Genomic DNA, 23461 nt, shown 5'->3' with positions numbered 1-23461 from the left:
TAAACGAAAGCTAAGTTTTTAACCTAGAGTACAAGGGTTTGCTGCTTATCAGCCTTAACTAATCAGGGATTATCCGGTGAAGTTCATAAAGCGATTATTCATATTTACATTGGTTTGCATGATTCTTGGAGTCAGTACAATTTTCGGGTTTTATTATTACGTAAAACCAGAGTTGCCTGATGTTGCCACTTTGCGTGACGTAGAACTCCAAACGCCAATGCAAGTCTTCAGTCAAGACGGTAAATTGATCTCTCAATTTGGTGAAAAACGTCGTAACCCAGTCACTTATGACGAGATCCCTCGCCACTTAATTGAGGCTCTGATTGCCACCGAAGACAGTCGTTTTTACGAGCACCCAGGTATTGACCCAATCGGTATTACTCGTGCAGCGATCGTGGTTGCGATGTCGGGTTCAGCAAAACAAGGGGCGAGTACCATTACTCAGCAACTTGCACGTAATTTCTTCTTATCTAATGAGAAGAAGATCATGCGTAAAATCAAAGAGATCTTTATTGCGATCCACATTGAACAGCTGCTAAGTAAAGAAGAGATCATGGAACTGTACGTGAACAAGATTTTCCTTGGTCATCGTTCATATGGTTTCGGCGCCGCAGCTCGTGTTTACTTCGGTAAAGACCTTCCAGAACTAACACTCAGTGAGCTCGCTACGCTTGCTGGTATGCCAAAAGCACCGTCAACCATGAATCCTATTTACTCGGTAGAGCGCGCAACTCATCGTCGTAACGTTGTATTGCGTCGTATGTTAGACGAACAGTACATCACTCAAGAAGAGTACGATGACGCTCGCAGTGAAGAACTTATCTCTAAGTACCACGGTGCCGAAATTGAACTCAGTGCACCGTATGTTGCTGAAGTCGCACGTGCTTGGATGGTTGAGCGATACGGTGAAGCCGCTTACACATCAGGTATGAAGGTTTATACGACTGTTGATTCAAAGCTGCAGAAAGCCGCAAACCAAGCTGCGATTAAAAACCTACTTGGTTATGATGAGCGTCACGGTTACCGCGGTGCTGAAAAAGTGTTGTGGCAAACTGAGCAATCGGCTTGGGAGCATGAACAAATCGTTAAGCACCTTAAATCTCAACCAACCTATGGCGACCTAGTCCCAGCAGTGGTTACGGCCGTCGATGCAAAAAGCGCACAAATCTGGGTTAAGAACCAAGGTGAAGGCTCTATCGAATGGCAGGGTATGAATTGGGCGCGTAAATTCCTAACCGACAACCGCCAAGGACCTGCGCCTTCTCAAGCAAAAGAGATTCTGGCTGTTGGTGAACAAATTTGGGTTCGCCATGAAGCAATTACAGGCGACGAAGTATCTGAAGAGCCTAAAGAAGAATCAGCGATAACTGAACCTGCAAAACCTGTTGTATGGCGACTAAGCCAAGTACCCAATGCGAATACCGCTTTTGTTGCAATGAATCCAAATAACGGCGCGGTATTGTCGATGGTCGGTGGTTTTAACTTTGTTCACAACAAATTCAACCGCGCGACGCAATCTATTCGTCAAGTCGGTTCTGGTATCAAACCATTTATTTACTCGGCGGCGATTGATAAAGGCTTAACGCTGGCATCACTGATCAACGATGCGCCTATCAACCAATGGGATAAGAGCCAAGGTACGGCATGGCGACCAAAGAACTCACCACCGACATACGTGGGTCCTACGCGTTTACGTATTGGCTTAGCTCAATCTAAAAACGTAATGGCTGTCCGTGTACTACGTGAAGTGGGGTTGGATGACACTCGTAATTACCTAACTCGTTTTGGTTTTGATATTGATGAAGTACCTCGCTCAGAAACTATTGCTCTAGGTGCTGGCAGCTTAACACCAATGAAAGTAGCGCAAGGTTACTCAGTATTTGCGAATGGCGGCTACTACGTAGAGCCTTTCTACATCAGTCGTATTGAAACGCCATTTGGTGAAATTGAATTTGAAGCGACACCAAAAGTGGTGTGTAAGGATAATTGCGAGCAGAACGTCGCTACAGACCCAATGGCCGATGAGTTTGCAGAGCAAGATGTTGACGCGAAAGTACAATACGCGCCTCAAGTTATCTCTGAGCAGAACGCTTTCCTTGTTCGTGAAATGATGTACAGCAACATCTGGGGTGGCGGAGATTGGAGTGCTGGTACTGGTTGGAACGGTACAGGCTGGCGTGCTCAGCCATTGAAGCGTCGTGACATTGGCGGTAAAACTGGCACCACTAACGATTCAAAAGATACTTGGTACAGCGGCTACGGCCCAGGCATGGTTGCAACGGTATGGGTGGGTTTTGATAACCACAACCGCAACCTAGGTAGAACCAAAGCGAACTCAAACCTTGGCAAGAACCAGATTACAGGTGCAGAAGCTGGTGCTAAAACAGCAGAGCCTGCATGGGTAGATTTCATGGGTACAGCGTTAGCTGGCGTGCCAGCACAACGTAAAGAACTTCCGGAAAACATCATCCGTGTTCGTATCGACCGCGAAACTGGCTTACTGACAAACAAGTTCGATAGTTCATCAATGTTCGAGTACTTCGAGAAAGGCACAGAGCCAACCGAATACATCACTGAACGTTTCAATGACATCTACTCAACATCATCAGGTGAAGCCGTAGAAGAGCTGTTCTAACTAGGGTTTGTTGAACCTAGCAACATGAACCAACAAAAAGGGTTGATATGAATTCATATCAACCCTTTTTTATATCTATTATTTAATACAAACCGCTAAACTGCTTTCTCTAATTGAACTCGGATAGTGTCCGCCAGTTGCTCAAAACGTCCCTTCAATGGAGAGCCCGGTCGATATGCGACCACAATACGACGTGAAGGTGTTGGATTAACAGCCGGTACGTAACACACACCGTCTTTCTTTTTTTCCTTTGGAACGGAAAGTTGAGGTAACAAGGTAATGCCTGCCCCTGCGGCGACCATGTTACGAAGCGTCTCTAAACTGGTCGCTTTAAAGCGTTCATCATCTTTTGCACCTGCGGCAAAACAAAACCCTAACGCTTGGTCTCGTAAACAATGCCCATCGCCCAAAGCCAGTACCGTTCTCCCGTTAAGCTGCAACATGTCCACACTGTCTTGATTCGCCCATTCATGGTCGCATGGCACGGCAACACTCAATGGCTCATCGTAAACATCAATTTCTTTAAAAGAAGCCGTTTCATCAACCGCAGCCAGTACTAAACAATCCAATTTGCCATCTTCTAGCTGACTCACTAATTGATTTGTCTGTGCTTCATGCAAGTAAAGCTCAAGATCTGGAAAGCACTCTTTCAGATGAGGAATAATTTTCGGCAAGATGTATGGGCCAACGGTCGGAATAAAACCAATATGCATTGGCCCCGTCATCGCTTCACCATGCCCGCTCGCCATATCTTTAAAAGTTTTCACTTCATTAAGAATGCGCTTTGCCTGCTCGACAAGTTGTAAACCCGATTCTGTAAATATTACCTTCCTTGGGCTACGCTCGGTTAACTGAAGTCCAATTTCATCTTCTAGTTTACGTATCTGTCCGCTCAAGGTGGGCTGACTGACAAAGCACGCTTCTGCCGCTTTTCTAAAGTGCTTATGCTCTGCAAGAGCCACTAAGTATTCAAAGTCACGAATGTTCATGATCTGTCTCTTACCTCAAGTTTTAAAAAGAACAAAGGTCTGAATATAAATATTTTGGAATAAAATACTTTTGATAGAATTTACCTATCAAAACCATAACATCAAACGATTAGAACTATCAAAGGTTTTATCTAATAATGGGCTCAACGAAACGAAACAGAGCAAAGAAAAACGTTAAGCTCTGATAGAACAAAATTAAAATACTATTTAAGGAAATCAATATGTTTGCATCTAAAGAAGGTCAATCAATCCCTCAAGTAACATTCCCAACTCGCCAAGGTGATGCATGGGTTAACGTAACGACGGAAGAACTATTCAAAGATAAGACAGTTATCGTATTCAGCCTGCCAGGTGCGTTTACACCAACATGTTCTTCAAGCCACTTACCTCGTTACAACGAACTACACTCAGTGTTCAAAGAAAACGGCGTTGATGACATCCTTTGTGTTTCAGTAAACGATACGTTCGTAATGAACGCATGGAAAGCAGACCAAGAAGCTGAAAAAATCACATTCATCCCAGATGGCAACGGTGACTTCACAGACGGCATGGGTATGCTGGTTGAGAAAAACGACATCGGCTTCGGCAAACGTTCATGGCGCTACAGCATGCTGGTTAAAAACGGCGTGGTAGAAAAAATGTTCATCGAAGAAGATGTACCAGGCGACCCGTTCAAGGTTTCTGATGCAGATACTATGCTTAACTACATTGCTCCTGAGCACAAAGAGCAAGAGTCGATCACAGTATTCACTAAGCCAGGCTGTCCTTTCTGTATGAAAGCGAAACAAAACCTAATCGACAAAGGTCTAAACTACGAAGAAGTGGTGTTAGGTAAAGACGCAACAACAGTAAGCCTACGTGCAATCTCTGGTCGTACTACCGTTCCTCAAGTATTCATCGGTGGCAAACACATCGGTGGCAGCGAAGAACTAGAAGCTTTCCTAGGTTAATCACTTAGTCGCTAATAAACGCCTAGCAATTAAATAACCTAAGTAATTAAATAGCTTAGTAATACCAGCTAACCCAACCTCTTGTGGGTTAGCTATTCCAAATCACTCTTATATGAGCTTTGGAAAAGATAAAGCTTCTGACTCGCGAACTTTTAACTAACCTATAGTTAGTAACAAGAAGCAGTTAGTAACAAAAAGCTGAATCACAAGCTAAACCTAATAAAACAGAATCACAAAACTGAACCGCTATCCTGACTCTCAACAAATCACCAGAGTTGGAGGGGTTTGTTCAAACTAAATTTAGCCATTGCGAGAAGATTATTATGAAACAAGTCAATGTAGATGTAGCAGTTATCGGGGGCGGTACGGCAGGTCTAGGTTCTTACCGCGCTGCAAAAGCACACACTGACAGTGTTGTGATGATTGAAGGCGGCCCTTACGGTACAACCTGTGCTCGTGTTGGTTGTATGCCATCGAAACTGCTTATTGCAGCTGCAGAAAGCGTACACCAAATAGAGAAAGCTCCGGCTTTTGGCGTTCACCCACAAGGTGATATCGTGATTAACGGCCGTGAAGTGATGGATCGAGTGAAGTTTGAGCGTGACCGTTTTGTTGGTTTTGTTTTAGAAGGTGTTGATGAAATCCCAGAGCAAGACAAGATCTCTGGTTACGCAAAGTTCTTAGATGACAACACGCTACAAATTGATGATCACACGGTTGTCACCGCTAAACGTATTGTTATAGCAACCGGTTCTCGCCCTGCATATCCTGCAGTTTGGAATGAGCTTGGTGACCGTCTGATCATTAACGACGACGTGTTCAGCTGGGATGATTTACCGGAATCAGTCGCAGTATTTGGACCTGGTGTTATTGGGCTTGAGCTTGGTCAGTCACTGCACCGCTTGGGTGTAAAAACAAAACTGTTCGGTTTAGGTGGTCAAGTAGGCCCAGTAACCGACCCAGAGATCATGGCTTACGCAGACAAAGCTTTCAATGAAGAGTTCTACCTAGATGCTGACGTAAAAATCGAAAGCATGAAGCGTATTATGACTGAATCAGGCGAAGTTCGCGTCGAAATCCAGTTCATCAATAAGCAAGGTGAACTAGAAACCAACATCGTTGAGTTCGTACTGGCAGCAACAGGTCGTCGTCCTAATACAGACAAGCTTGGACTAGAAAATACCTCTCTAGAACTTGATGAGCGTGGTGTTCCAATCGCAGACCACTACACGCTACAAACATCGCTACCATCAGTATTCATTGCAGGTGATGCAAGCAACCAACTGCCTCTACTACATGAAGCAGCAGACCAAGCTCGTATTGCGGGCGACAACGCAGGTCGTTTTCCTGAAATTCGAGCAGGCTTACGCCGCTCTAAAATTTCAGCGGTATTCTCTGACCCGCAAATCGCGATGGTTGGTGAAACGTACAAAGAGATCACAACACGATTGGGCACATGTGGTTGTTTCGCAACAGGTGAAGTGTCGTTTGAGAGCCAAGGTCGTTCACGAGTGATGCTACGCAACAAAGGTATCCTGCACGTTTACGGCGAACAAGGCACTGGTCGCTTCCTTGGTGCTGAGATGATGGGACCAAATGCGGAACACTTGGCGCACCTATTAGCTTGGGCACATCAGAATAAGATGACGATTTCGGAAATGCTAGACATGCCTTTCTACCACCCAGTGATTGAAGAAGGTGTACGGACAGCACTACGTGACTTGAATGCGAAACTGCACCTAGGTCCAGAGACGGTGAAACACTGTCTAGATTGCGGACCGGGCTGTTAATCTCAGATTATCGTTAGCAGTTAGCAGTTAGCAAACACTAGATACTAAAAAGGAAAGCCATTGGCTTTCCTTTTTTTGCAACGAGCAAATAACAGACTCCCTATTACGCTCCTTCGTCACTATCGGAAATGACGATAATTTTCACAATATGGTAGGAACAAAATCCTCTACGTCATTCCAGAACCGAGGGACGAGGTATCTGGAGTCTCTTGAAGCCATAGCCTGTCGCTAAATACTTAGCAGTTACTTCTCAGCAGCAATCACAGAGATTTCAACAAGTAGCGCTTCGCGAGCCATATCGCCAGTCACACATGCGCGAGCTGGAGCGTGACCTTCTGGTACCCATGCATCCCAAACTGCGTTCATTTCTTGGAAATCTTTCATGTCTTTCAAGTAAATCGTTGCTGACAGCATGTGCTCTTTGTCGCTGCCTGCTTGCTCAAGTAGCACTTCTACTTTATCTAGCATCGTCTGTGTTTGCTCAGTGATGTCTTTGGTTGCATCAGCACACACTTGGCCACATAGGTAGATAGTGCCGTTGTGTTTCACAATACGGCTCATGCGTTGTTTGGTGTCTTGGCGCTCAATCATCGACTTTCTCTCTCTGTGTCACCGTGATCCAATATCTTGTGACGTGTTATTATCAGGGCAATAAGCATAACGCGAATCAAACCCAAGATGACATGCATTCATTGCAATAAAAGTGAAAAAATCCGTAACAAACTCGGTCGCTGCCAGCGTTGCATGAATCAGCTGATGGTGTTGTCGATTTTGAGTTGGGGAGTATGGTGGCTATTTTTCAGAGAAGATCCAAAAACCATCAATGCCATCGCTTTGATGATGGCCGCTTTCGCGTTCAGTGGTTTGTTGTCGCTGCATTGGTTCATGAAGTTTGTCGTGCTGCCTTTAAGGAACAAAAAGCATTAATAACGAGATTGGTTGGATAGAGGATAACGGCTAAGTGCTAGATTCAATACACAAAGAATTAATCTCAACTCGAGTTATCATCACTTCTCAAACAACAGATAGAAAAAAGCCCCAGAACCAATCGATTCTAGGGCTTTCTTAGAAAATTCTAAGAAAAAGCAGTGGTACTTTAATAGACCGGACTTTTCTTAATTTGTTCCCAAAAAAGATCAGATTTTTGATCTTTTTTTAGGGAGCTACAAAATCAATGCGTTATGCCACATTAACCTTTGCGATAATCTGCTCTACCAAGTTTACTTCCAAGGCCACTTCATCACATGCATGTTGACGAGGGCACTGGTCACAATCTTTCAGTACTTTCTCTGGCAACAAAGATTTTGAAGTTGGTAAGAAGTCATGCTTCATAAAGAACTCAGGAGTGCGCGTCAGTACAAACACCTTCTTGATGGCCATTTGTCGTGCTTTATCAACCAAGTGTTGCACAATCGCCGTACCCTGCCCTTGACCTTGCCAGCCAGCTTCCACACCAAGTGAGCGAATTTCTGCTAAGCCAGAGTCATACACATAGAGTGATGCACAACCAGTGACTTCACCATGATGTTCTGCGACCGCAAACGAGCCAATATCACGCACCAGTTCATTACGAGAGCGAGGTAGGTTTTCACCCATATTCGCCCAGTAGGCCACCATGCCTTCTAATGCTTCAATATCGGTCAGACGAGCAGGACGAACCTTCACAATAGAAGTGTCACGCTGTGATAAACGTTTCTCTGCTTGGTCAACCGCGTAAGCCACCTGCTGTGGTGATACACCGCCTAGCGCACTACGTTTTTCAAGACACGATTCAATGGTTAGGATGTCATACACATCCTCTTCTATCACCTCAGAGAACTCTTTCATCTCTGCGATGGTTAATTCTTCTAATGCGCAGCCTTTTGCAATCGCCGCCACTACCGTTACACCGACAATGTGGTGAGCTTCACGGAAAGGAATGCCTTTCGCTACTAGATAATCAGCCAGTTCAGTTGAGTTCGCGTAGCCTTGTTTTGCCGCTTCAAGTGTACGCTCGCCGTTCACTTTAATACCGTCAAAACACAATGCCGCCATTTCCATACAATCATTCCAAGTATCTAAAGCGTCGAACAGACCTTCTTTATCTTCTTGCATGTCTTTGTTGTACGCCAAAGGCAGAGCTTTCACTGTCATCATCATTGCGGCTAATGAGCCATAAACACGGCCAGTTTTGCCACGAATCAATTCTAGCGCATCAGGGTTTTTCTTTTGTGGCATCAGAGATGAACCTGACGTCACGGTATCCGCTAACTCGATGAAGTTTGATTCACCTGAGTTGTAGAAAATCATATCTTCTGCAAGACGTGAAAGGTGAAGCATTGAAATAGAAGCGATCGACATCAGCTCCATCACATGGTCACGGTCAGAAACTGAATCTAGAGAGTTGCGCGTTGCACGACGGAAACCTAAGTTGTGAGCTAACTCTTCACGGTCCATCGGGTAAGCAGTTCCTGCAAGGGCACCAGAACCCAGCGGACATGTATCTAGACGCTTAATCGCATCATTCAAACGTGAATAGTCACGCTCAAGCATTTCAACGTAAGCCAAGCACCAGTGAGCAAAAGTTACCGGCTGAGCACGCTGTAAGTGAGTGTAGCCAGGAAGCACGGTTTCTTGATGCTGAGAAGCAACATTCACCATTTGGCTCTGCAGACGATCAAGCGCTAGCAACAGTTGGTTGCCTTGTTGACGACACCATAGCTTAAGGTCTGTCGCCACTTGGTCGTTACGAGAACGGCCAGTGTGGAGCTTTTTACCTAAATCACCGACTTTGCCGATAAGTTGTTGCTCAACCCAGCTGTGAATATCTTCTGCATCAGAACGTAAGATCTGTTCAGGGTCTTCCATCACTTCAAGTTTTAGCTCATTCAGCGCTAACTCAAGCTTCTGTTGCTCTTCTTCTGTTAATACGTTGACCGATTGTAGAGCTTTTGACCAGGCAATTGAGCCCACAATGTCTTGCTCAGCCAATCGGTAATCAAAACGAAGAGAATCGTTAAAATCTTTAAACCGGGTGTCTGCTGCTTGGGTAAATCTACCGCCCCATAATGCCATTGTGTATCTCCTAATTGCACAGTGCTCACTGTTTTTGCAAATGATAATTCTGATTAAGATTCAGTATTTTTCTGATGGTTTAAACTTACGGCAATTCAAAATGAAAATAAAGTATTAATTCATTATTTTCACATATTTATTCACAAAAAGTTCAATCCATTGATTATTTCATTGTGGAGCGTGAATTATATGCCATTCGATAGTAAAAACCGAAGCTGATTTATTAAACAAACAGAAAGCAAAAAGCCCACTCACTAATCAATAGTGAATGGGCTTTGCATAATAATGTCTGTTTACTGGCCTTCAACCTTTCGCGGAGGCTAGCTCACTAACTCATAGTTAGGATTACTTTTGACTATTCAAAGCACGGATACGGCTTGATAGTGAGTAAAGACGGATGAAGCCTTCAGCATGGCTTTGGTCGTAAACTTCATCTTCACCAAAGGTTGCAAATTCTTCTGAGTACAAACTGTTGTCAGAACGTTTCTGAGTCACCGTTGCATGGCCTTTGTAAAGCTTAATAACCACTTCACCATTTACGTCTTGTGCTAGTTCATCTGTCGCCGCAAGAATTGACTTACATAGCGGAGTGAACCAACGACCATCGTATACAAGGTGAGAAGCTTTAACACCTAGCTCTTCACGGAATTCGAATGCCGCTTTATCAAGAACCAGTTGCTCTACTGCACGCAGTGCTTCCATCATGATTGTGCCACCTGGAGTTTCGTAACAACCACGAGACTTCATACCAACAAGACGGTTCTCTACGATATCTATACGACCAACACCGTGCTTAGCACCCTTCTCATTGAGGTAAACCAGTGCGTTGTATGGCGTCATTGCTTCGCCATCTACCGCTACCACTTCGCCTTTTTCAACTTTCAGCGTTACTGTTTCAGATTCGTTTGGTGCTTGCTCTGGATCTACCGTCCAAGCCCAGCAATCTTCATCAGGTGCATTCCATGTATTTTCCAGAACACCGCCTTCTGTAGAGATGTGCCATGCGTTTGCATCACGTGAGTAAATCTTAGTAAGAGAAGCAGTACAAGGAATGTTACGCTCAGCTAGGTAATCTAGACACTCTTCACGGCTCACTAGATCCCACTCACGCCATGGCGCAATTACGTGTAGATCTGGTGCCAGTGCAGCGAATGCGCCTTCAAAACGAACTTGGTCATTACCTTTACCTGTACAACCGTGACAAAGTGCGTCAGCGCCAACTTTACGCGCTACTTCAACCTGTGCCTTCGCGATGATTGGACGCGCCATTGAAGTGCCTAGTAGGTATTTACCTTCGTAGTAAGCACCTGTTTTTAGCGTTGGGTAGATGTAGTCTGCGACCATTTCTTCTTTAAGGTCAGCGATGTAACATTCAGATGCTCCAGACGCTTTTGCTTTTTCTTCGATGCCAATCAGCTCTTCATCACCTTGGCCTACATCAGCAACAAATGCGATAACTTCGCAGTCATAGTTCTCTTTCAACCATGGAATGATTACTGATGTGTCTAGACCGCCAGAGTAGGCTACTACAACTTTCTTTACGTTAACTTTGCTCATTTTCTTTCTCCTAGTTTCCATACTGCACATGGCGGTCAGCGTTGGAAATGACTTTAATAGTTATATGTTTGTACTAAATTTTTTTGTCTAAATTCTTTAAGTAGTAACTCGTTGTGAGGCCTACTGAGGTAAAAACTGTGTTCCTATACTTTTACCTGAAAAAAGTTGTGTTAGTTTTTCTGGATATCGCCAAGTAGCAACTTCGATAGGTCGTCCTAAGTCGTTAGCAGCTTCTAGTGCGGCTTGTACCTTGACGATCATGCCATCGGTAATCACTTTACCGGTAATCAGGTCATCGGCTTGTTTTTGGTTAAGGCTTGGAATGAGGTGGCCTTTGCCATCCAACACACCACTGACATCAGAAAGTAGCACCAATTCAGCATCGAGTGCGCCAGCAACGGCAACCGCCGCTTGGTCTGCATTGACGTTCATCAGTTGGCCTTGTTCAGTCAAACCAATCGAGCTAATGATTGGCAATGCGCCAGCATTAAGAATGGCTTGTAGAACAGTTGAGTCTCCCGGCTCCGCTTTGCCTACCGCGCCCAGTTCAGGATCCAGTTCGCTCACTTTACATAAGCCGCCATCTGCTAGGCTCAAACCAACAGCGTTGATGCCATCTTTAATCGCCTGACCTTGAAGCAGTTTGTTAGCCGTGCCCGCTAGTGCACCGGCGATCACAGGGATTTGGTCGTAAGGGGTAACACGTAGCCCCTCTTTCTTCACCGTCTTTAGGTTTAAATTCTTCATCAAGTCATCAACAAGGTAGCCGCCACCGTGCACAATCACGATTGGTCGTTGTGCCTGTTGTTGGTAAGCAGAAATTGCACCAAATAACTTGCTAAGTGTTTCACCACAAGATAGCGCAGCGCCACCTAACTTTATGATTAATGGTTGATTATTCAGACTCATATCTGGATTCCTTTACACTAACGCAGTTAATGGTGCAAAACCATAACGTAAATTTAAACACTGCATCGCTTGACTAGATGCACCCTTTAATAAGTTATCAATCGCTGAAACAACGATGATGTGCTGACCTTGAACCTTCCAACCTAAATCGCAGAAAGGTGTCTGTTCTACATCTTGAATTCTTGGCAGTGTCTCTTCGAGTAATCTCACTGCTGGCTTCCCTTGATAAGCTTTCTCAAAGGCTTCTTGTATCTGTTTTTCTGTCACGCCTTCAGCCAACTTCATGGTAATGGTTGCCAAAATACCGCGCTTAAAATTCCCTAGGTGCGGTGTGAAAATCACATCACATCCTAGATGGGCAGCCATTTCAGGTTGATGACGGTGGTTAAATACACCATAGGCTTGCAGGCTTACTTCACAGAAGCTGTTAACCATACTCGCCTTTCGACCAGCACCCGTTACACCACTGGTCGCGTTAATCACTGGCCATTGGTTTGTATCAAGTAGCTTTGCTTCCACAAGAGGTTTAATCGCCAATTGGGAGGCCGTTGGGTAGCAACCCGCTACTGCGACAAGTTGAGCTTCTTTAATTTCTTGCTCATTCCACTCAGCTAATCCGTAAGCCGCTTTATCTAGCCATTGTTCGTGTTGATGCTCAAAGCCGTAGAACTCTTCGTAAAAATTTTCACCTTTCACTCTGAAGGCACCTGACAGATCGAATACTTGGCACCCATTTTCAAGAAAGATGGGTGCTAGGTCGTGACTGACTTCATGCGCGGTTGCTAAGAAAATCACATCAGACTGCTTTGCCACTTCTTCAGGATTGGTTAACGGCTGTACTGGCATATCAATCAAGCCAGCTAACTTACCGTGCAATGCTGCAATAGGTTTGCCTGCATCTACACTATTGGCTGAGACATATAAACCTGATAGCGTGAGCTCAGGGTGTCTGTTTATCATTAGAGCCAGTTCTGCTCCTGTGTAGCCGCTTGCGCCAATGATCGTGGTTTTCAACATCTCAACACATCCATTCTTGAGGTAAGTAACATTTCAAATTTGACTATTCATACTTAATTTTTAGCTTTATTTGATTTCTTATGCATTAAATATGATTTAATATGTGTTTTACCGACTTATGGTTTTCCTGTCAATAGTAGAAGTGAAGATAATATGCAATTACCGAGTTTTCTTGAGGTCTATAAAGGCCTAATTTCCACAGACTCTATTAGCTCTACCGATCCAAGCTGGGATCATGGCAACGAAAAAGTCATAGAAAAAATGGCGCAATGGTTTAAAGACCTGGGCTTTAGCGTTGAAGTAGTGGAAGTCGAACCCGGCAAGCATAATATGGTTGCGAAGATGGGTTCTGGTGAAGGTGGCTTGCTACTTGCGGGACACAGCGACACGGTTCCCTTCGATGAAGGACGTTGGAACTTCAACCCTCATGCGCTTACTGAACACAACAATCGCTTCTACGGACTAGGCACCGCAGATATGAAAGGCTTTTTCGCTTTCGTTTATGAAGCTGCGAAGAAAATGGATTGGAGCAAACAAACCAAACCACTTTATGTATTAGCCACCTGTGACGAAGAAACCACCATGCTAGGTGCTCGTCATTTCACGGAAAATGCACCATTTAAGCCGGATTACTGCATTATTGGTGAGCCAACCAGCCTAGTGCCGATTCGCGGTCACAAAGGTCACGTGGCAAATGCAGTGCGAGTAACGGGCAAATCAGGCCACTCTTCAGATCCAGCTTTAGGCGTCAACGCCATCGAGATCATGCATGAAGTATTGTTTGCTTTAATGCAACTGCGTGACAAGTTAGTAAAAGAGTATCATCACCCTGGTTTTGCGATTCCAAGTCCTACTCTAAACCTGGGACATATCCACGGTGGCGACAGCGCCAACCGTATCTGTGGTTGTTGTGAACTGCACTATGATGTTCGTCCTTTACCAGGCATCAGCTTAGATGGCTTGGATAACATGCTGCGTAGCGCACTTAAAGAAGTCGAAGCAAAATGGCCGGGCAGAATTGAGATTACTCCATTGCACGAACCTATTCCGGGTTACGAGTGTCAGCACGATCATCCCTTTATTGGTGGAATGGAATCGGTGTGTGAAACTGAATCTCAAACCGTGAACTACTGCACAGAGGCACCTTTCCTTCAAGAGTTGTGTCCAACCTTAGTACTGGGCCCAGGTTCAATTGATCAAGCTCACCAACCCGACGAATTCCTGAGCTTCGATTTTATTGACCCAACGATTGATGTTCTAAGTAAATCGATCCGTAAATATTGTTTCTAGTTACCCACTATCCATTCGATATTTTCCGATAAAAGCCACCCTAAAAAGTGGCTTTTATTCTGCCATCCCTGATATAGCCGCAATCTTGTAATTAAATTTCACTTTTTCCCTAAGTTTTGAAAAATTTACTTCTCCCGCATTTTTAAACCTAATAATTGCAAACTTAGAATGCTTTATTTGACTAGATACAGCACTTTTCGCTAGATTGTGTACTTAACAAGGAACAATGGATGTAATTTTTTTACGAGGCAGGATGACAATGAACGAGAAATACGCCGCTCTCAAGAGTAACGTAAGCATGCTGGGACGCTTGCTAGGTAACACAATCCAAGATGCACATGGTGACGTTATCTTAGAGAAAGTGGAGACTATCCGTAAACTTTCCAAATCCGCCCGCGCAGGCAACAAAGCTGACCGTGACAGCCTAGTTGAAGAAATTAAAAACCTGCCGAACGAACAACTCACTCCTGTTGCTCGTGCATTTAACCAATTTCTCAACCTCACTAACATGGCAGAGCAATACCACACGATCTCTCGCCACTGTGAGGAGCATGTTTGTGAACCAGATGTGCTGCAATCTCTATTTTCCAAATTAAATCAAAATGACATCAGCAAGCTAGACGCAGCTCAAGCTGTTCGCGATCTGAACATTGAACTCGTTTTGACTGCTCACCCAACAGAAATTACTCGTCGCACCATGATCAACAAGTTGGTTAAGATCAACGAGTGTCTGTCTAAATTAGAATTAAGCGACCTATCACATAAAGAGCGCGTGAAAACCGAACGTCGCCTAGAGCAGCTTATCGCGCAAGGTTGGCACTCTGATGTGATTCGTCAGCAACGCCCGACACCACTTGATGAAGCTAAGTGGGGCTTTGCGGTTGTAGAAAACTCTCTATGGGAAGCTGTGCCTGATTTCCTACGTGATATGGATAGCCGACTAAAAGGTTACCTTGGTGAAGGCCTACCAATTGATGCACGCCCTGTCCACTTCTCATCTTGGATGGGCGGTGACCGAGATGGTAACCCATTCGTAACGCACACCATCACCAAAGAAGTACTGCGCCTATCTCGCTGGAAAGCCGCTGATCTGTACCTAGGTGACGTGAACGAGCTGATTACCGAACTGTCGATGACCAAGTGTAATGATGCCGTTCGTGAATTGGCTGGCGATGAGCACGAAGCTTACCGTGCCATCCTCAAAAGCCTACGCACTCTGCTGAACAACACGCTAGAAGTGCTTGATGCAAAACTGCACGATGCTGAAGTACCGAAGAAAGAAACACTACAGAACATCGACCAACTTTGGACTCCGCTTTACGCGTGTTACCAATCGCTGCACGAATGTGGCATGGGCGTAATCGCGGATGGTTCTCTGCTTGATACCCTGCGTCGCCTGAAAGCATTCGGTGTGCACCTAGTGCGTCTCGATGTTCGTCAAGAAAGTACACGTCACTCAGATGTGCTGTCTGAACTGACTCGCTACCTAGGCATTGGCGATTACGACCAGTGGAGTGAGCAAGACAAGGTTGCTTTCTTAACTAATGAATTAAGCTCAAAACGCCCGCTGCTACCACGCGACTGGGAGCCATCTGAACAGGTCAAAGAGGTTTTAGACACCTGTAAAGTGGTTGCTGCTCAACCTCGTGAAGCCTTCGGTGCTTACGTGATTTCTATGGCTCGTACTGCATCAGATGTACTGGCTGTTCACTTGCTGCTACAAGAATGTGGTTGCCCGTACCGCATGGACGTATGTCCTCTGTTCGAAACGCTAGACGACTTGAACAACTCAGAAGCGGTAATGAAACAGTTAATGAGCATCGACTTGTACCGTGGCTTTATCCAGAACCACCAAATGGTGATGATTGGATATTCTGACTCAGCGAAAGATGCCGGCGTAATGTCTGCAGGTTGGGCTCAGTACGACGCGATGGACAAACTGGTTAAGGTTTGTGAAGAAGAAGGCATTGAGCTGACTCTATTCCACGGCCGTGGCGGTACAGTTGGTCGTGGTGGTGCACCAGCGCACGCAGCCCTACTTTCTCAGCCACCTAAGAGCTTGAAAGGCGGCTTACGTGTAACAGAACAAGGCGAAATGATCCGCTTTAAGCTTGGCCTACCAGATGTTGCCGTAAACAGTTTCAACTTATACGCAAGTGCGATTCTAGAAGCGAACCTTCTGCCGCCACCTGAGCCAAAACAAGAGTGGCGCGACCTAATGGAAGTTCTGTCTCAAGTCTCTTGCGAGGCTTACCGCAACGTGGTTCGTGGTGAAGAGAAATTCGTACCTTACTTCCGTCAAGCGACGCCTGAACTGGAGCTAGGTAAACTACCTCTTGGTTCTCGCCCTGCAAAACGCAACCCGAACGGAGGCGTAGAAAGCCTACGTGCAATTCCGTGGATCTTCTCTTGGAGCCAAAACCGTTTAGTTCTTCCTGCATGGTTAGGCGCTGGTGAAGCGATTCAATACTCAGTAGACCAAGGCCATCAAGCGCTACTTGAAGAGATGTGTCGTGAATGGCCATTCTTCTCGACTCGCCTCGGCATGCTAGAAATGGTGTACTCTAAGTGCAACATGGAAATTGCCAAGTACTACGATCAACGTCTTGTTGACGAAGAACTGTTACCTCTAGGTGAATTACTGCGTGAACAGCTGCAAAAAGACATCAAAGCAGTGCTGAATGTAGAAAATAACGAGAACTTGATGCAAAGCGACCCTTGGGGGCTTGAATCGATTCGTCTACGTAACATCTATGTTGAGCCACTAAACATGCTTCAAGCAGAGCTGCTTTACCGAACTCGTAAGTGTGAGACACCACCAGCAGAGCTAGAAGAAGCACTAATGGTGACGATTGCAGGTATTGCTGCTGGTATGCGAAATACAGGTTAATTAGCGAACCCTACTATAATCTAAGTAGCATTTACCTCTAAAAAAAGAACAAAAGGTCGCCATGTGCGACCTTTTTATTTTGCCATAAAATAATTAATGAGTATTTTGTCAGTTTTTCGGGTTATTTTGTCCATGTATTCTACTTTATGCTTATTATTTAGATATACTACTGCTCCGCTGCGGAAACACTCCAAAAAAATAATCTGCAGCAACTTGACCAATAAACTGGTCAACCTAGGTGATAAACGGCTTTGTAAGGTGACATAACCAACCGATGAGTTGGTGCTACTTAGACATAACCAATATAACGTGCCATTAGAAGCACACTTGTTGTTTAAGTATTTGTTTACTGTTTACCATTTGGATTTCAGACATGTCATTACCACACGTAATTCTAACCGTTTTAAGTACACGCGATGCTACTGGTTACGATATCACAAAAGAATTCTCCGCAAGCATTGGTTACTTCTGGAAAGCTAGCCACCAACAAGTTTACCGCGAGCTAAATAAAATGGCTCAGAACGACCAGGTAACTTGCGTGCTTGAGCCTCAAGAAGGCAAACCTGATCGTAAAGTTTACTCTATCACTGATGCAGGCCGTGGCGCGCTAGGTGAATGGTTTGAACAACCAACTGCACACCCAACTGTTCGTGACGAGTTCTCAGCTAAGCTAATGGCTTGTGCTGTGCAACCTTCTGACGCTTACCGCGTACAACTTGCTGAGCTAGTAGAAGAGTCTCGCAAACTGGTTTCTCACTACAAAGAAATCGAAGCAGCTTACTACGCAACGCCATCGACGCTAGACAAGCAAGCACGCCTTGAACGCCTAACGCTTCGTCGTAACCTACTTATCCGTGAAGCATGGATTGTATGGGCTGAAGAAGTACTGCTTGAACTTGGCGCTCTTGCTTAAGTTAAGCTAGAAGCTGAAAAGCAAAAGGCTTGAACTCTTAGAGTCCAAGCCTTTTTTGTATCTATAAGATTTGAGAGGTACAGCCGATGGCTTTTTATCCGAGCCTGAACTTAACTACAAGGCAGCGACTTATGGACGAACACCCAAAGTATGGCAAAGTGCATAAGTCATTTCTGCACGGTTTAGCGTGTAGAAGTGGAAGTCTTTCACACCTTCACGGCTCAACGTACGAACCATATCGATCGCTTGACTAGCACCCACTAACTGGCGAGTCGTTGGATCATCATCCAAACCTTCAAATTGCTTGGCCATCCAGCCCGGAACTTTCACGTTATTCATCGCAGCAAAGCGAGACGCCTGCTTGAAGTTAGAAACAGGTAAGATGCCCGGTACGATTTCAACATCGATACCTGCCGCCACACAGCGATCACGGAAACGTAAGTAACTTTCTACATCAAAAAAGAATTGCGTGATGGCACGGTTAGCGCCAGCATCCACTTTACGCTTCAAGTTAATAAGGTCTGATTGAGCACTTTTTGCTTCAGGGTGAACCTCAGGGAAAGCTGCAACAGAGATATCAAAGTCGTGGCGAGATTTAAGCAGCTCAACCAAGTCAGATGCATACATATCTGGAGCGCCACCGCCTGTTGGGATATCACCACGCAACGCAACAATGCTCTCAATGCCATTTGCCCAGTAATCATCAGCAATTTGAATCAGCTCTTCACGGCTAGCATCAATACACGTTAAATGTGGTGCAGCAATTAGGCCTGTTTGGTTCTTAATTTCTTTAATAATTGAGTGGGTACGATCACGCTCACCCGAGTTTGCACCGTAGGTTACTGATACAAATTTTGGTTGGAGTGTTTTAAGACGGTGAACAGAATTCCACAAGGTCTCTTCCATCTTCTCACTGCTTGGTGGAAAAAACTCAAATGACACATTGATGTTGTCAGAAAGCTCAGCGATATTCTGATTTAAAGCGTCTATATGGCCTGCGTGTGTGTATCCCATCTTACTCTCCCTGTGGCAAAAACAACCACTAAAACTCAAATCCTTAAACGACGTTTAGACGTCTATATGTCTGTAGAATGTATTGAATACGATTTAATGTCAACAGATCCATTATGAATTTTTCTCAAGTAGATCGTGAGAAAAACTCAAGTCGATAGGTGAGTTGCCAAGAAGAAATAATGTAAAAAAAGGCTGAAAAACACATCGTGCTTCCAGCCTTATTTATCTTAGTGAATAGTATGCTATTTAGAATTTAAAACAGGCTAGACATTCTGTTTAGATCAGATTGAATTGCACCTGCCGTCACTTCACGCCCCGCTCCTGGGCCACGAATAACCAATGGATTATCTTTGTACCATTTGCTCTCAATCGCAAAGATGTTATCGCAAGGCAGTAAGTTAGCCAGCGCATGCTCTTTCGACAACGCCTCCACACCGACCGTTGCCTTGCCGTTCTTCTCTAAACGCGCTACGTAACGTAAAACCTTCTGCTGAGAGTGCGCTTTTTCTAAACGCTCGGCCAGTTCTTCACTCAACACAGAAGCCTTATCAAAGAAATCATCCACTGATAAATCTTGCAGCGCTTCAGGTACTAGCGATTCGACTTTTACGTTTTCAGGCTCGATCTCTAAACCAGATTCACGCGCTAGAATCACCAACTTACGCATTACGTCTGAACCATCTAAGTCAGCACGTGGGTCTGGTTCAGTAAGGCCTTGTTGCCATGCTAAGTCGACCAACTCACTGAACGGTACTGTGCCATCAAACTGTTGGAACAACCAAGACAACGTGCCTGAGAAAATGCCAGACAACGCAATGATGTCATCGCCACTCTCACGCAGGTCGCGTACCGTGTGGTTAATCGGCAAACCTGCACCAACGGTCGCGTTGTATAACCAGTGACGGCTGATCTTAGCAAACGCATCTTGCACCTGATGGTAATACTCACTTGATGCAGAGCCTGCAACCTTGTTGGCCGAGATCAAATGAATGCCTTGTTGTGCGATTTGCAGATATTTTGCTGCAAGCACTGGGCTCGCTGTAACATCAAGAACCACCGCTTCATCGTAACCCTGAATCGAACCTAAGCGCTCTAACCAATCGTTACCATTATTAGCAATCGCTTCATCATCAAAACGCTTACTAACAGACGTCGCATCAATGCCTTGATCGTCAAACCAATAGGTTTGGCTATCAACCACCGCAACCAACTCAAAGTTCATTCCACGACGCTTTTCAAGTTCAGCCTTTTGCTCAGCAAACAGGCTTAACCAACTTGAACCAATGTTGCCCTTACCACATAAGGCAATCGCCACACGCTTCTGTGCTTGAAACAATTGAGAATGAATGCCTTTCACTAAGCTTGAGGTTTCACTCTTACGAATCACTGCGACCAAGCTTAAGCCTGAATTCGCTTCTGAGATAAATTCAACCGGTGAGCTCTTTAGTTGCTGGTAGAAGCCGTAGCAATGGTTCGGGTTTTTAGTCACACCCGCACCCACTGCAGCAATCAGAGAGAAACCTTCCTTTAGTTTGATTTCAGCTTCAATCGCATGGTCTTGTAGGTATTCCAGAGCACCACCAGCGATCTCTTCTGTGTAAGCAAGACGCAAGCAATGTTGATCCGGTTCAAGTTCATAAGCAAGTGGCTCTAGTTGAGCACGCTTAAGACCTTCCAACACTTCACTTTCTAGACGGTCGAAATCATGTCCGTGACCAAACGTCAGTTGCACGATAAGAACTTCATCTAAAGAGGTAATAATTTTTGCACCGCGACCTGAAGCCAGTACTCGCTCTATCTGTGTAGAGCCCGCCTCTGGCTGGTAACTGCAGCGTAAGCTCAGATCCATAGCACTTTGAGCCACAGGTTGTAGCGTTCGGCTATGAAGCACAGGAGCCGCTAGACGAGCCAGTTCACTCGCTTCATCAAGGCGAAGTAAAGGTAACAAACACGCATCTGAAACTAAACGAGGATCAGCGCTGTATACACCAGCCACGTCACTCCAAATCGTTACGCGTTCAACTTCTGCCAAAGCACCAATCACTGTCGCCGAGTAATCCGAACCGTTGCGGCCGAGCAGCACTGTTTCGCCCTCGCAGTTCTGAGCCATAAAGCCAGTAATCACTACACGGCAATGCGTATGCTGAGCCAAAACTTCTTTAATCAGAGGGTAAGAACGTGCGCGATCAACTTCAGGTTGAGCGCCCACTTCTGCTCGTAAAAAAGCACGCGCATCTTGAGCGACGGCTTGTAAATCATTTTGGCACAACAAAGCCGCCAACAAGCGTGAAGACCAAACTTCGCCATGACCAAGCACTTGCGCTTTTTGCACTTCACTTAGAGGAGCAGTTAACTCTCCTAAAGCGGTGAATTCTTGTTGGATGGTTGCCGTTAGTTGCACTGCGAGCTCACCTTCAAGAAGCACTTCAATCAGCTCTAGTTGGAACTGACGAAGAGTTTGTAGGCACTCATGGGCAATACGACCATCTTTATCGAGAGCTTCAACAAACTCTATCAAGCGGTTGGTTGTTTTACCTGCGGCAGATACCACAACCAAATCGGTTGCTGATGAATATTCTCTAAGAATGTTCACAACGCGTTGGTAACATTCAGGGTTCGCTAAGCTGCTACCACCAAATTTATGTAGCTGGCGAAAGGTTGTCATTATTAACCCTCCCCTTCAGCGATAAAGCGTTTTGTCTTTTCAAAGGCTTGCTTGAGATCGTCAATCAAATCTTCAGCGTCTTCTAAACCAACCGAAAGGCGTAATAGTTGCTGAGAGATCCCCGCTTCTGCCAAGGCTTCTTCACCCATTGCACGGTGAGTCATCGACGCAGGGTGACAAATCAAGCTTTCAACACCGCCCAAAGACTCAGCTAAAGAGAACAGCGCTAACTCGCCAACAAAGTATTTAAGCGCCTCAAATGAGCCTGAAAATTCAAAGCTCAGCATTGAACCAAAGCCAGACTGCTGTTTCTTCGCAATATCATGACCTGGGTGGTCAGATAAACTTGGGTGATAAATAGTGCCAACAAGATCTTGCTGCTGTAGCGAAGTTAAGATTTCACGCGAGCTCTCTTCATGAACACGCATACGAGCCCCAAGCGTACGAATACCACGTAGCGTCATGTAGCTATCAAACGGTGTGCCGGTCGCACCGATGCAGTTGCCCCACCAAGCTAACTCTTCAGCGTGCTCTTCCGTCTTGGTAACGACCACACCACCAATCACGTCTGAGTGACCATTAATGAATTTCGTTGTTGAGTGGATAACAAAATCGGCACCTAGCTCTAACGGCTTTTGGAACACAGGCGTCAAAAACGTATTATCAACAGCAACCAATGCACCCACTTCTTTTGCTTTACGGCAAGTTTCAGCAATATCAACAACGCGAACCAGTGGGTTCGATGGAGTCTCTAATAAGATCAGCTTAGGCTTAAGTGCGATCGCCGCATCTAGCGCAGCTTGATCCGATTGATCAACAAACAGCACTTTAAAATCGCCTTTAAGCGAACGCGTGTTAAATAGACGGTAAGTACCACCATAACAATCGTGTGGTGCGACAATAAGATCATCACCACCTAAGAAAGTAGACACCCATAAGTTAAGCGCCGACGTGCCACAGTTAGTCACAACGGCACCTTTACCAGACTCCAGTTCAAACAGAGCAGTTTCTAATAAACCACGGTTTGGGTTACCAGAACGGGTGTAATCGTACTTTGGCACTTCACCAAAAGCGGGAAAACCGTAGTTAGTCGACAGATAAATAGGTGGAACTACGGCATGATGTTGAGTGTCTGACTCGATGCCAGTACGTACGGCGATGGTTGCTGGCTTCCGGCTGCTCATAGGTGCTTCCTTACAAGTTTGGCGTCTGGGTATCACAGCAGCTTGTGGGGTTTTTGCGGCTGTGTTAGATATATGTTATTCACTTTACTTTCATAAACGCGAGACGTCAACACTTCTAGACGTCTATATGTCTTTGCTTATGGCAGTAAATCCCGCTAAAATCACCACTATTAATTTATTCTAACAACTAAAGTGATGAAGGTACGCAATGGCCGACTGGAATGGTGAATACATAAGCCCATATGCTGAGCATGGAAAGAAAAGCGAACAAGTAAAGAAAATTACAGTTTCTATCCCTCTAAAAGTGTTAAAGGTTCTCACTGACGAGCGTACTCGCCGCCAGATTAACAACCTACGCCATGCAACAAACAGTGAGCTACTGTGCGAAGCCTTTCTACATGCGTACACAGGCCAGCCACTGCCAACGGATGAAGACCTTCGTAAAGATCGCCCAGATGATATTCCTGCTGAAGTGAAAGAACTGATGACAGCAATGGGTATCGAGTTCGAAGCATTTGACGAAGAATAACAATAACTCAGTCGCTGCCTTCAGTATTGATCCGCTATAGCTGAACCCTATTTGTCACATCAGCCACTATCTTAT

At 45.2% G+C, this 23461-nt stretch carries 17 protein-coding genes; 8 read left to right on the top strand and 9 right to left on the bottom strand.

Features of this window, described 5'->3' with window-relative positions:
* Nucleotides 1–76: 76 nt before the first annotated feature.
* Nucleotides 77–2635, top strand: a complete 2559-nt coding sequence (locus tag SJY39_RS02805) for a penicillin-binding protein 1A (RefSeq protein ID WP_010435294.1) — start codon at nucleotides 77–79, stop codon at nucleotides 2633–2635.
* 95 nt (nucleotides 2636–2730) lie between these two features.
* Here the strand turns inward: SJY39_RS02805 and oxyR are convergent, their stop codons facing one another.
* On the bottom strand, nucleotides 2731–3624 hold the full coding sequence (gene oxyR, locus SJY39_RS02800) for a DNA-binding transcriptional regulator OxyR (protein ID WP_010435297.1): 894 nt from the start codon (nucleotides 3622–3624) through the stop codon (nucleotides 2731–2733).
* Nucleotides 3625–3845: 221 nt separating this feature from the next.
* Between oxyR and SJY39_RS02795 the strand changes: the two genes are divergently transcribed.
* Together SJY39_RS02795 and SJY39_RS02790 are read left to right on the top strand one after the other, a co-directional pair.
* Nucleotides 3846–4574: a glutathione peroxidase gene (locus tag SJY39_RS02795; RefSeq protein WP_010435300.1), complete on the top strand. Its 729-nt coding sequence runs from the start codon at nucleotides 3846–3848 to the stop codon at nucleotides 4572–4574.
* A 323-nt stretch (nucleotides 4575–4897) separates the two neighbouring features.
* On the top strand, nucleotides 4898–6364 hold the full coding sequence (locus tag SJY39_RS02790; RefSeq protein WP_010435302.1) for a dihydrolipoyl dehydrogenase: 1467 nt from the start codon (nucleotides 4898–4900) through the stop codon (nucleotides 6362–6364).
* A gap of 243 nt (nucleotides 6365–6607) precedes the next feature.
* On the opposite strand, the gene SJY39_RS02785 is transcribed toward SJY39_RS02790, so the two are convergent.
* A complete protein-coding gene (locus SJY39_RS02785) occupies nucleotides 6608–6955 on the bottom strand; it encodes a RidA family protein (protein WP_010435305.1) in 348 nt (115 codons plus the stop codon).
* An 87-nt stretch (nucleotides 6956–7042) separates the two neighbouring features.
* On the opposite strand from SJY39_RS02785, the gene SJY39_RS02780 reads away from it, so the two are divergent.
* Nucleotides 7043–7291, top strand: coding sequence for a DUF3624 domain-containing protein (locus SJY39_RS02780; protein WP_080572706.1), 249 nt, complete (start codon nucleotides 7043–7045; stop codon nucleotides 7289–7291).
* Nucleotides 7292–7543: 252 nt separating this feature from the next.
* Here SJY39_RS02780 and argH read toward each other — a convergent pair whose 3' ends face one another.
* The 4 genes from argH to argC all read right to left on the bottom strand — a co-directional run bounded on the left by argH (nucleotide 7544) and on the right by argC (nucleotide 12901).
* The gene (argH, locus tag SJY39_RS02775; protein WP_010435308.1) at nucleotides 7544–9418 is read right to left on the bottom strand and encodes an argininosuccinate lyase; all 1875 of its coding nucleotides are present in this window, start codon (nucleotides 9416–9418) and stop codon (nucleotides 7544–7546) included.
* Between the two features lie 345 nt (nucleotides 9419–9763).
* Complete coding sequence (locus tag SJY39_RS02770; RefSeq protein WP_010435312.1) at nucleotides 9764–10975, bottom strand: argininosuccinate synthase; 1212 nt, start codon at nucleotides 10973–10975, stop codon at nucleotides 9764–9766.
* 120 nt (nucleotides 10976–11095) lie between these two features.
* A complete protein-coding gene (gene argB, locus SJY39_RS02765; protein WP_010435314.1) occupies nucleotides 11096–11884 on the bottom strand; it encodes an acetylglutamate kinase in 789 nt (262 codons plus the stop codon).
* 12 nt (nucleotides 11885–11896) lie between these two features.
* Entirely contained in the window at nucleotides 11897–12901 is a 1005-nt protein-coding gene (gene argC, locus SJY39_RS02760) for an N-acetyl-gamma-glutamyl-phosphate reductase (RefSeq protein ID WP_016767982.1), read from the bottom strand.
* A gap of 153 nt (nucleotides 12902–13054) precedes the next feature.
* On the opposite strand from argC, the gene argE reads away from it, so the two are divergent.
* The 3 genes from argE to SJY39_RS02745 all read left to right on the top strand — a co-directional run bounded on the left by argE (nucleotide 13055) and on the right by SJY39_RS02745 (nucleotide 17994).
* Nucleotides 13055–14191 carry an acetylornithine deacetylase gene (argE, locus tag SJY39_RS02755; RefSeq protein WP_016783697.1) on the top strand — a complete coding sequence of 379 codons (1137 nt, stop codon included), beginning with the start codon at nucleotides 13055–13057 and terminating at the stop codon, nucleotides 14189–14191.
* A gap of 253 nt (nucleotides 14192–14444) precedes the next feature.
* Nucleotides 14445–17081, top strand: a complete 2637-nt coding sequence (gene ppc, locus SJY39_RS02750; protein WP_016787690.1) for a phosphoenolpyruvate carboxylase — start codon at nucleotides 14445–14447, stop codon at nucleotides 17079–17081.
* Nucleotides 17082–17454: 373 nt separating this feature from the next.
* Entirely contained in the window at nucleotides 17455–17994 is a 540-nt protein-coding gene (locus SJY39_RS02745; RefSeq protein ID WP_010435321.1) for a PadR family transcriptional regulator, read from the top strand.
* Nucleotides 17995–18123: 129 nt separating this feature from the next.
* On the opposite strand, the gene metF is transcribed toward SJY39_RS02745, so the two are convergent.
* From metF to SJY39_RS02730, 3 genes are all read right to left on the bottom strand, one after another.
* Nucleotides 18124–19008, bottom strand: a complete 885-nt coding sequence (metF, locus tag SJY39_RS02740) for a methylenetetrahydrofolate reductase (RefSeq protein WP_016793865.1) — start codon at nucleotides 19006–19008, stop codon at nucleotides 18124–18126.
* A 253-nt stretch (nucleotides 19009–19261) separates the two neighbouring features.
* The gene (locus SJY39_RS02735) at nucleotides 19262–21673 is read right to left on the bottom strand and encodes a bifunctional aspartate kinase/homoserine dehydrogenase II (protein WP_010435325.1); all 2412 of its coding nucleotides are present in this window, start codon (nucleotides 21671–21673) and stop codon (nucleotides 19262–19264) included.
* Nucleotides 21674–21675: 2 nt separating this feature from the next.
* Nucleotides 21676–22857: an O-succinylhomoserine (thiol)-lyase gene (locus tag SJY39_RS02730; RefSeq protein ID WP_010435327.1), complete on the bottom strand. Its 1182-nt coding sequence runs from the start codon at nucleotides 22855–22857 to the stop codon at nucleotides 21676–21678.
* 208 nt (nucleotides 22858–23065) lie between these two features.
* Between SJY39_RS02730 and metJ the strand changes: the two genes are divergently transcribed.
* Nucleotides 23066–23386 (top strand): met regulon transcriptional regulator MetJ, encoded by a 321-nt coding sequence (gene metJ, locus SJY39_RS02725; protein ID WP_010435330.1) that lies wholly within the window; start codon nucleotides 23066–23068, stop codon nucleotides 23384–23386.
* The last annotated feature ends 75 nt before the right edge of the window (nucleotides 23387–23461 follow it).

Origin of the sequence: Vibrio sp. R78045 (assembly GCF_042466085.1) — a bacterium.
In the GTDB taxonomy this organism is placed as follows: Bacteria; Pseudomonadota; Gammaproteobacteria; order Enterobacterales; family Vibrionaceae; genus Vibrio; species Vibrio cyclitrophicus.
The sequence above is the reverse complement of the archived record's forward strand: the minus strand, read 5'-3'. Positions and strand labels throughout refer to the sequence as shown.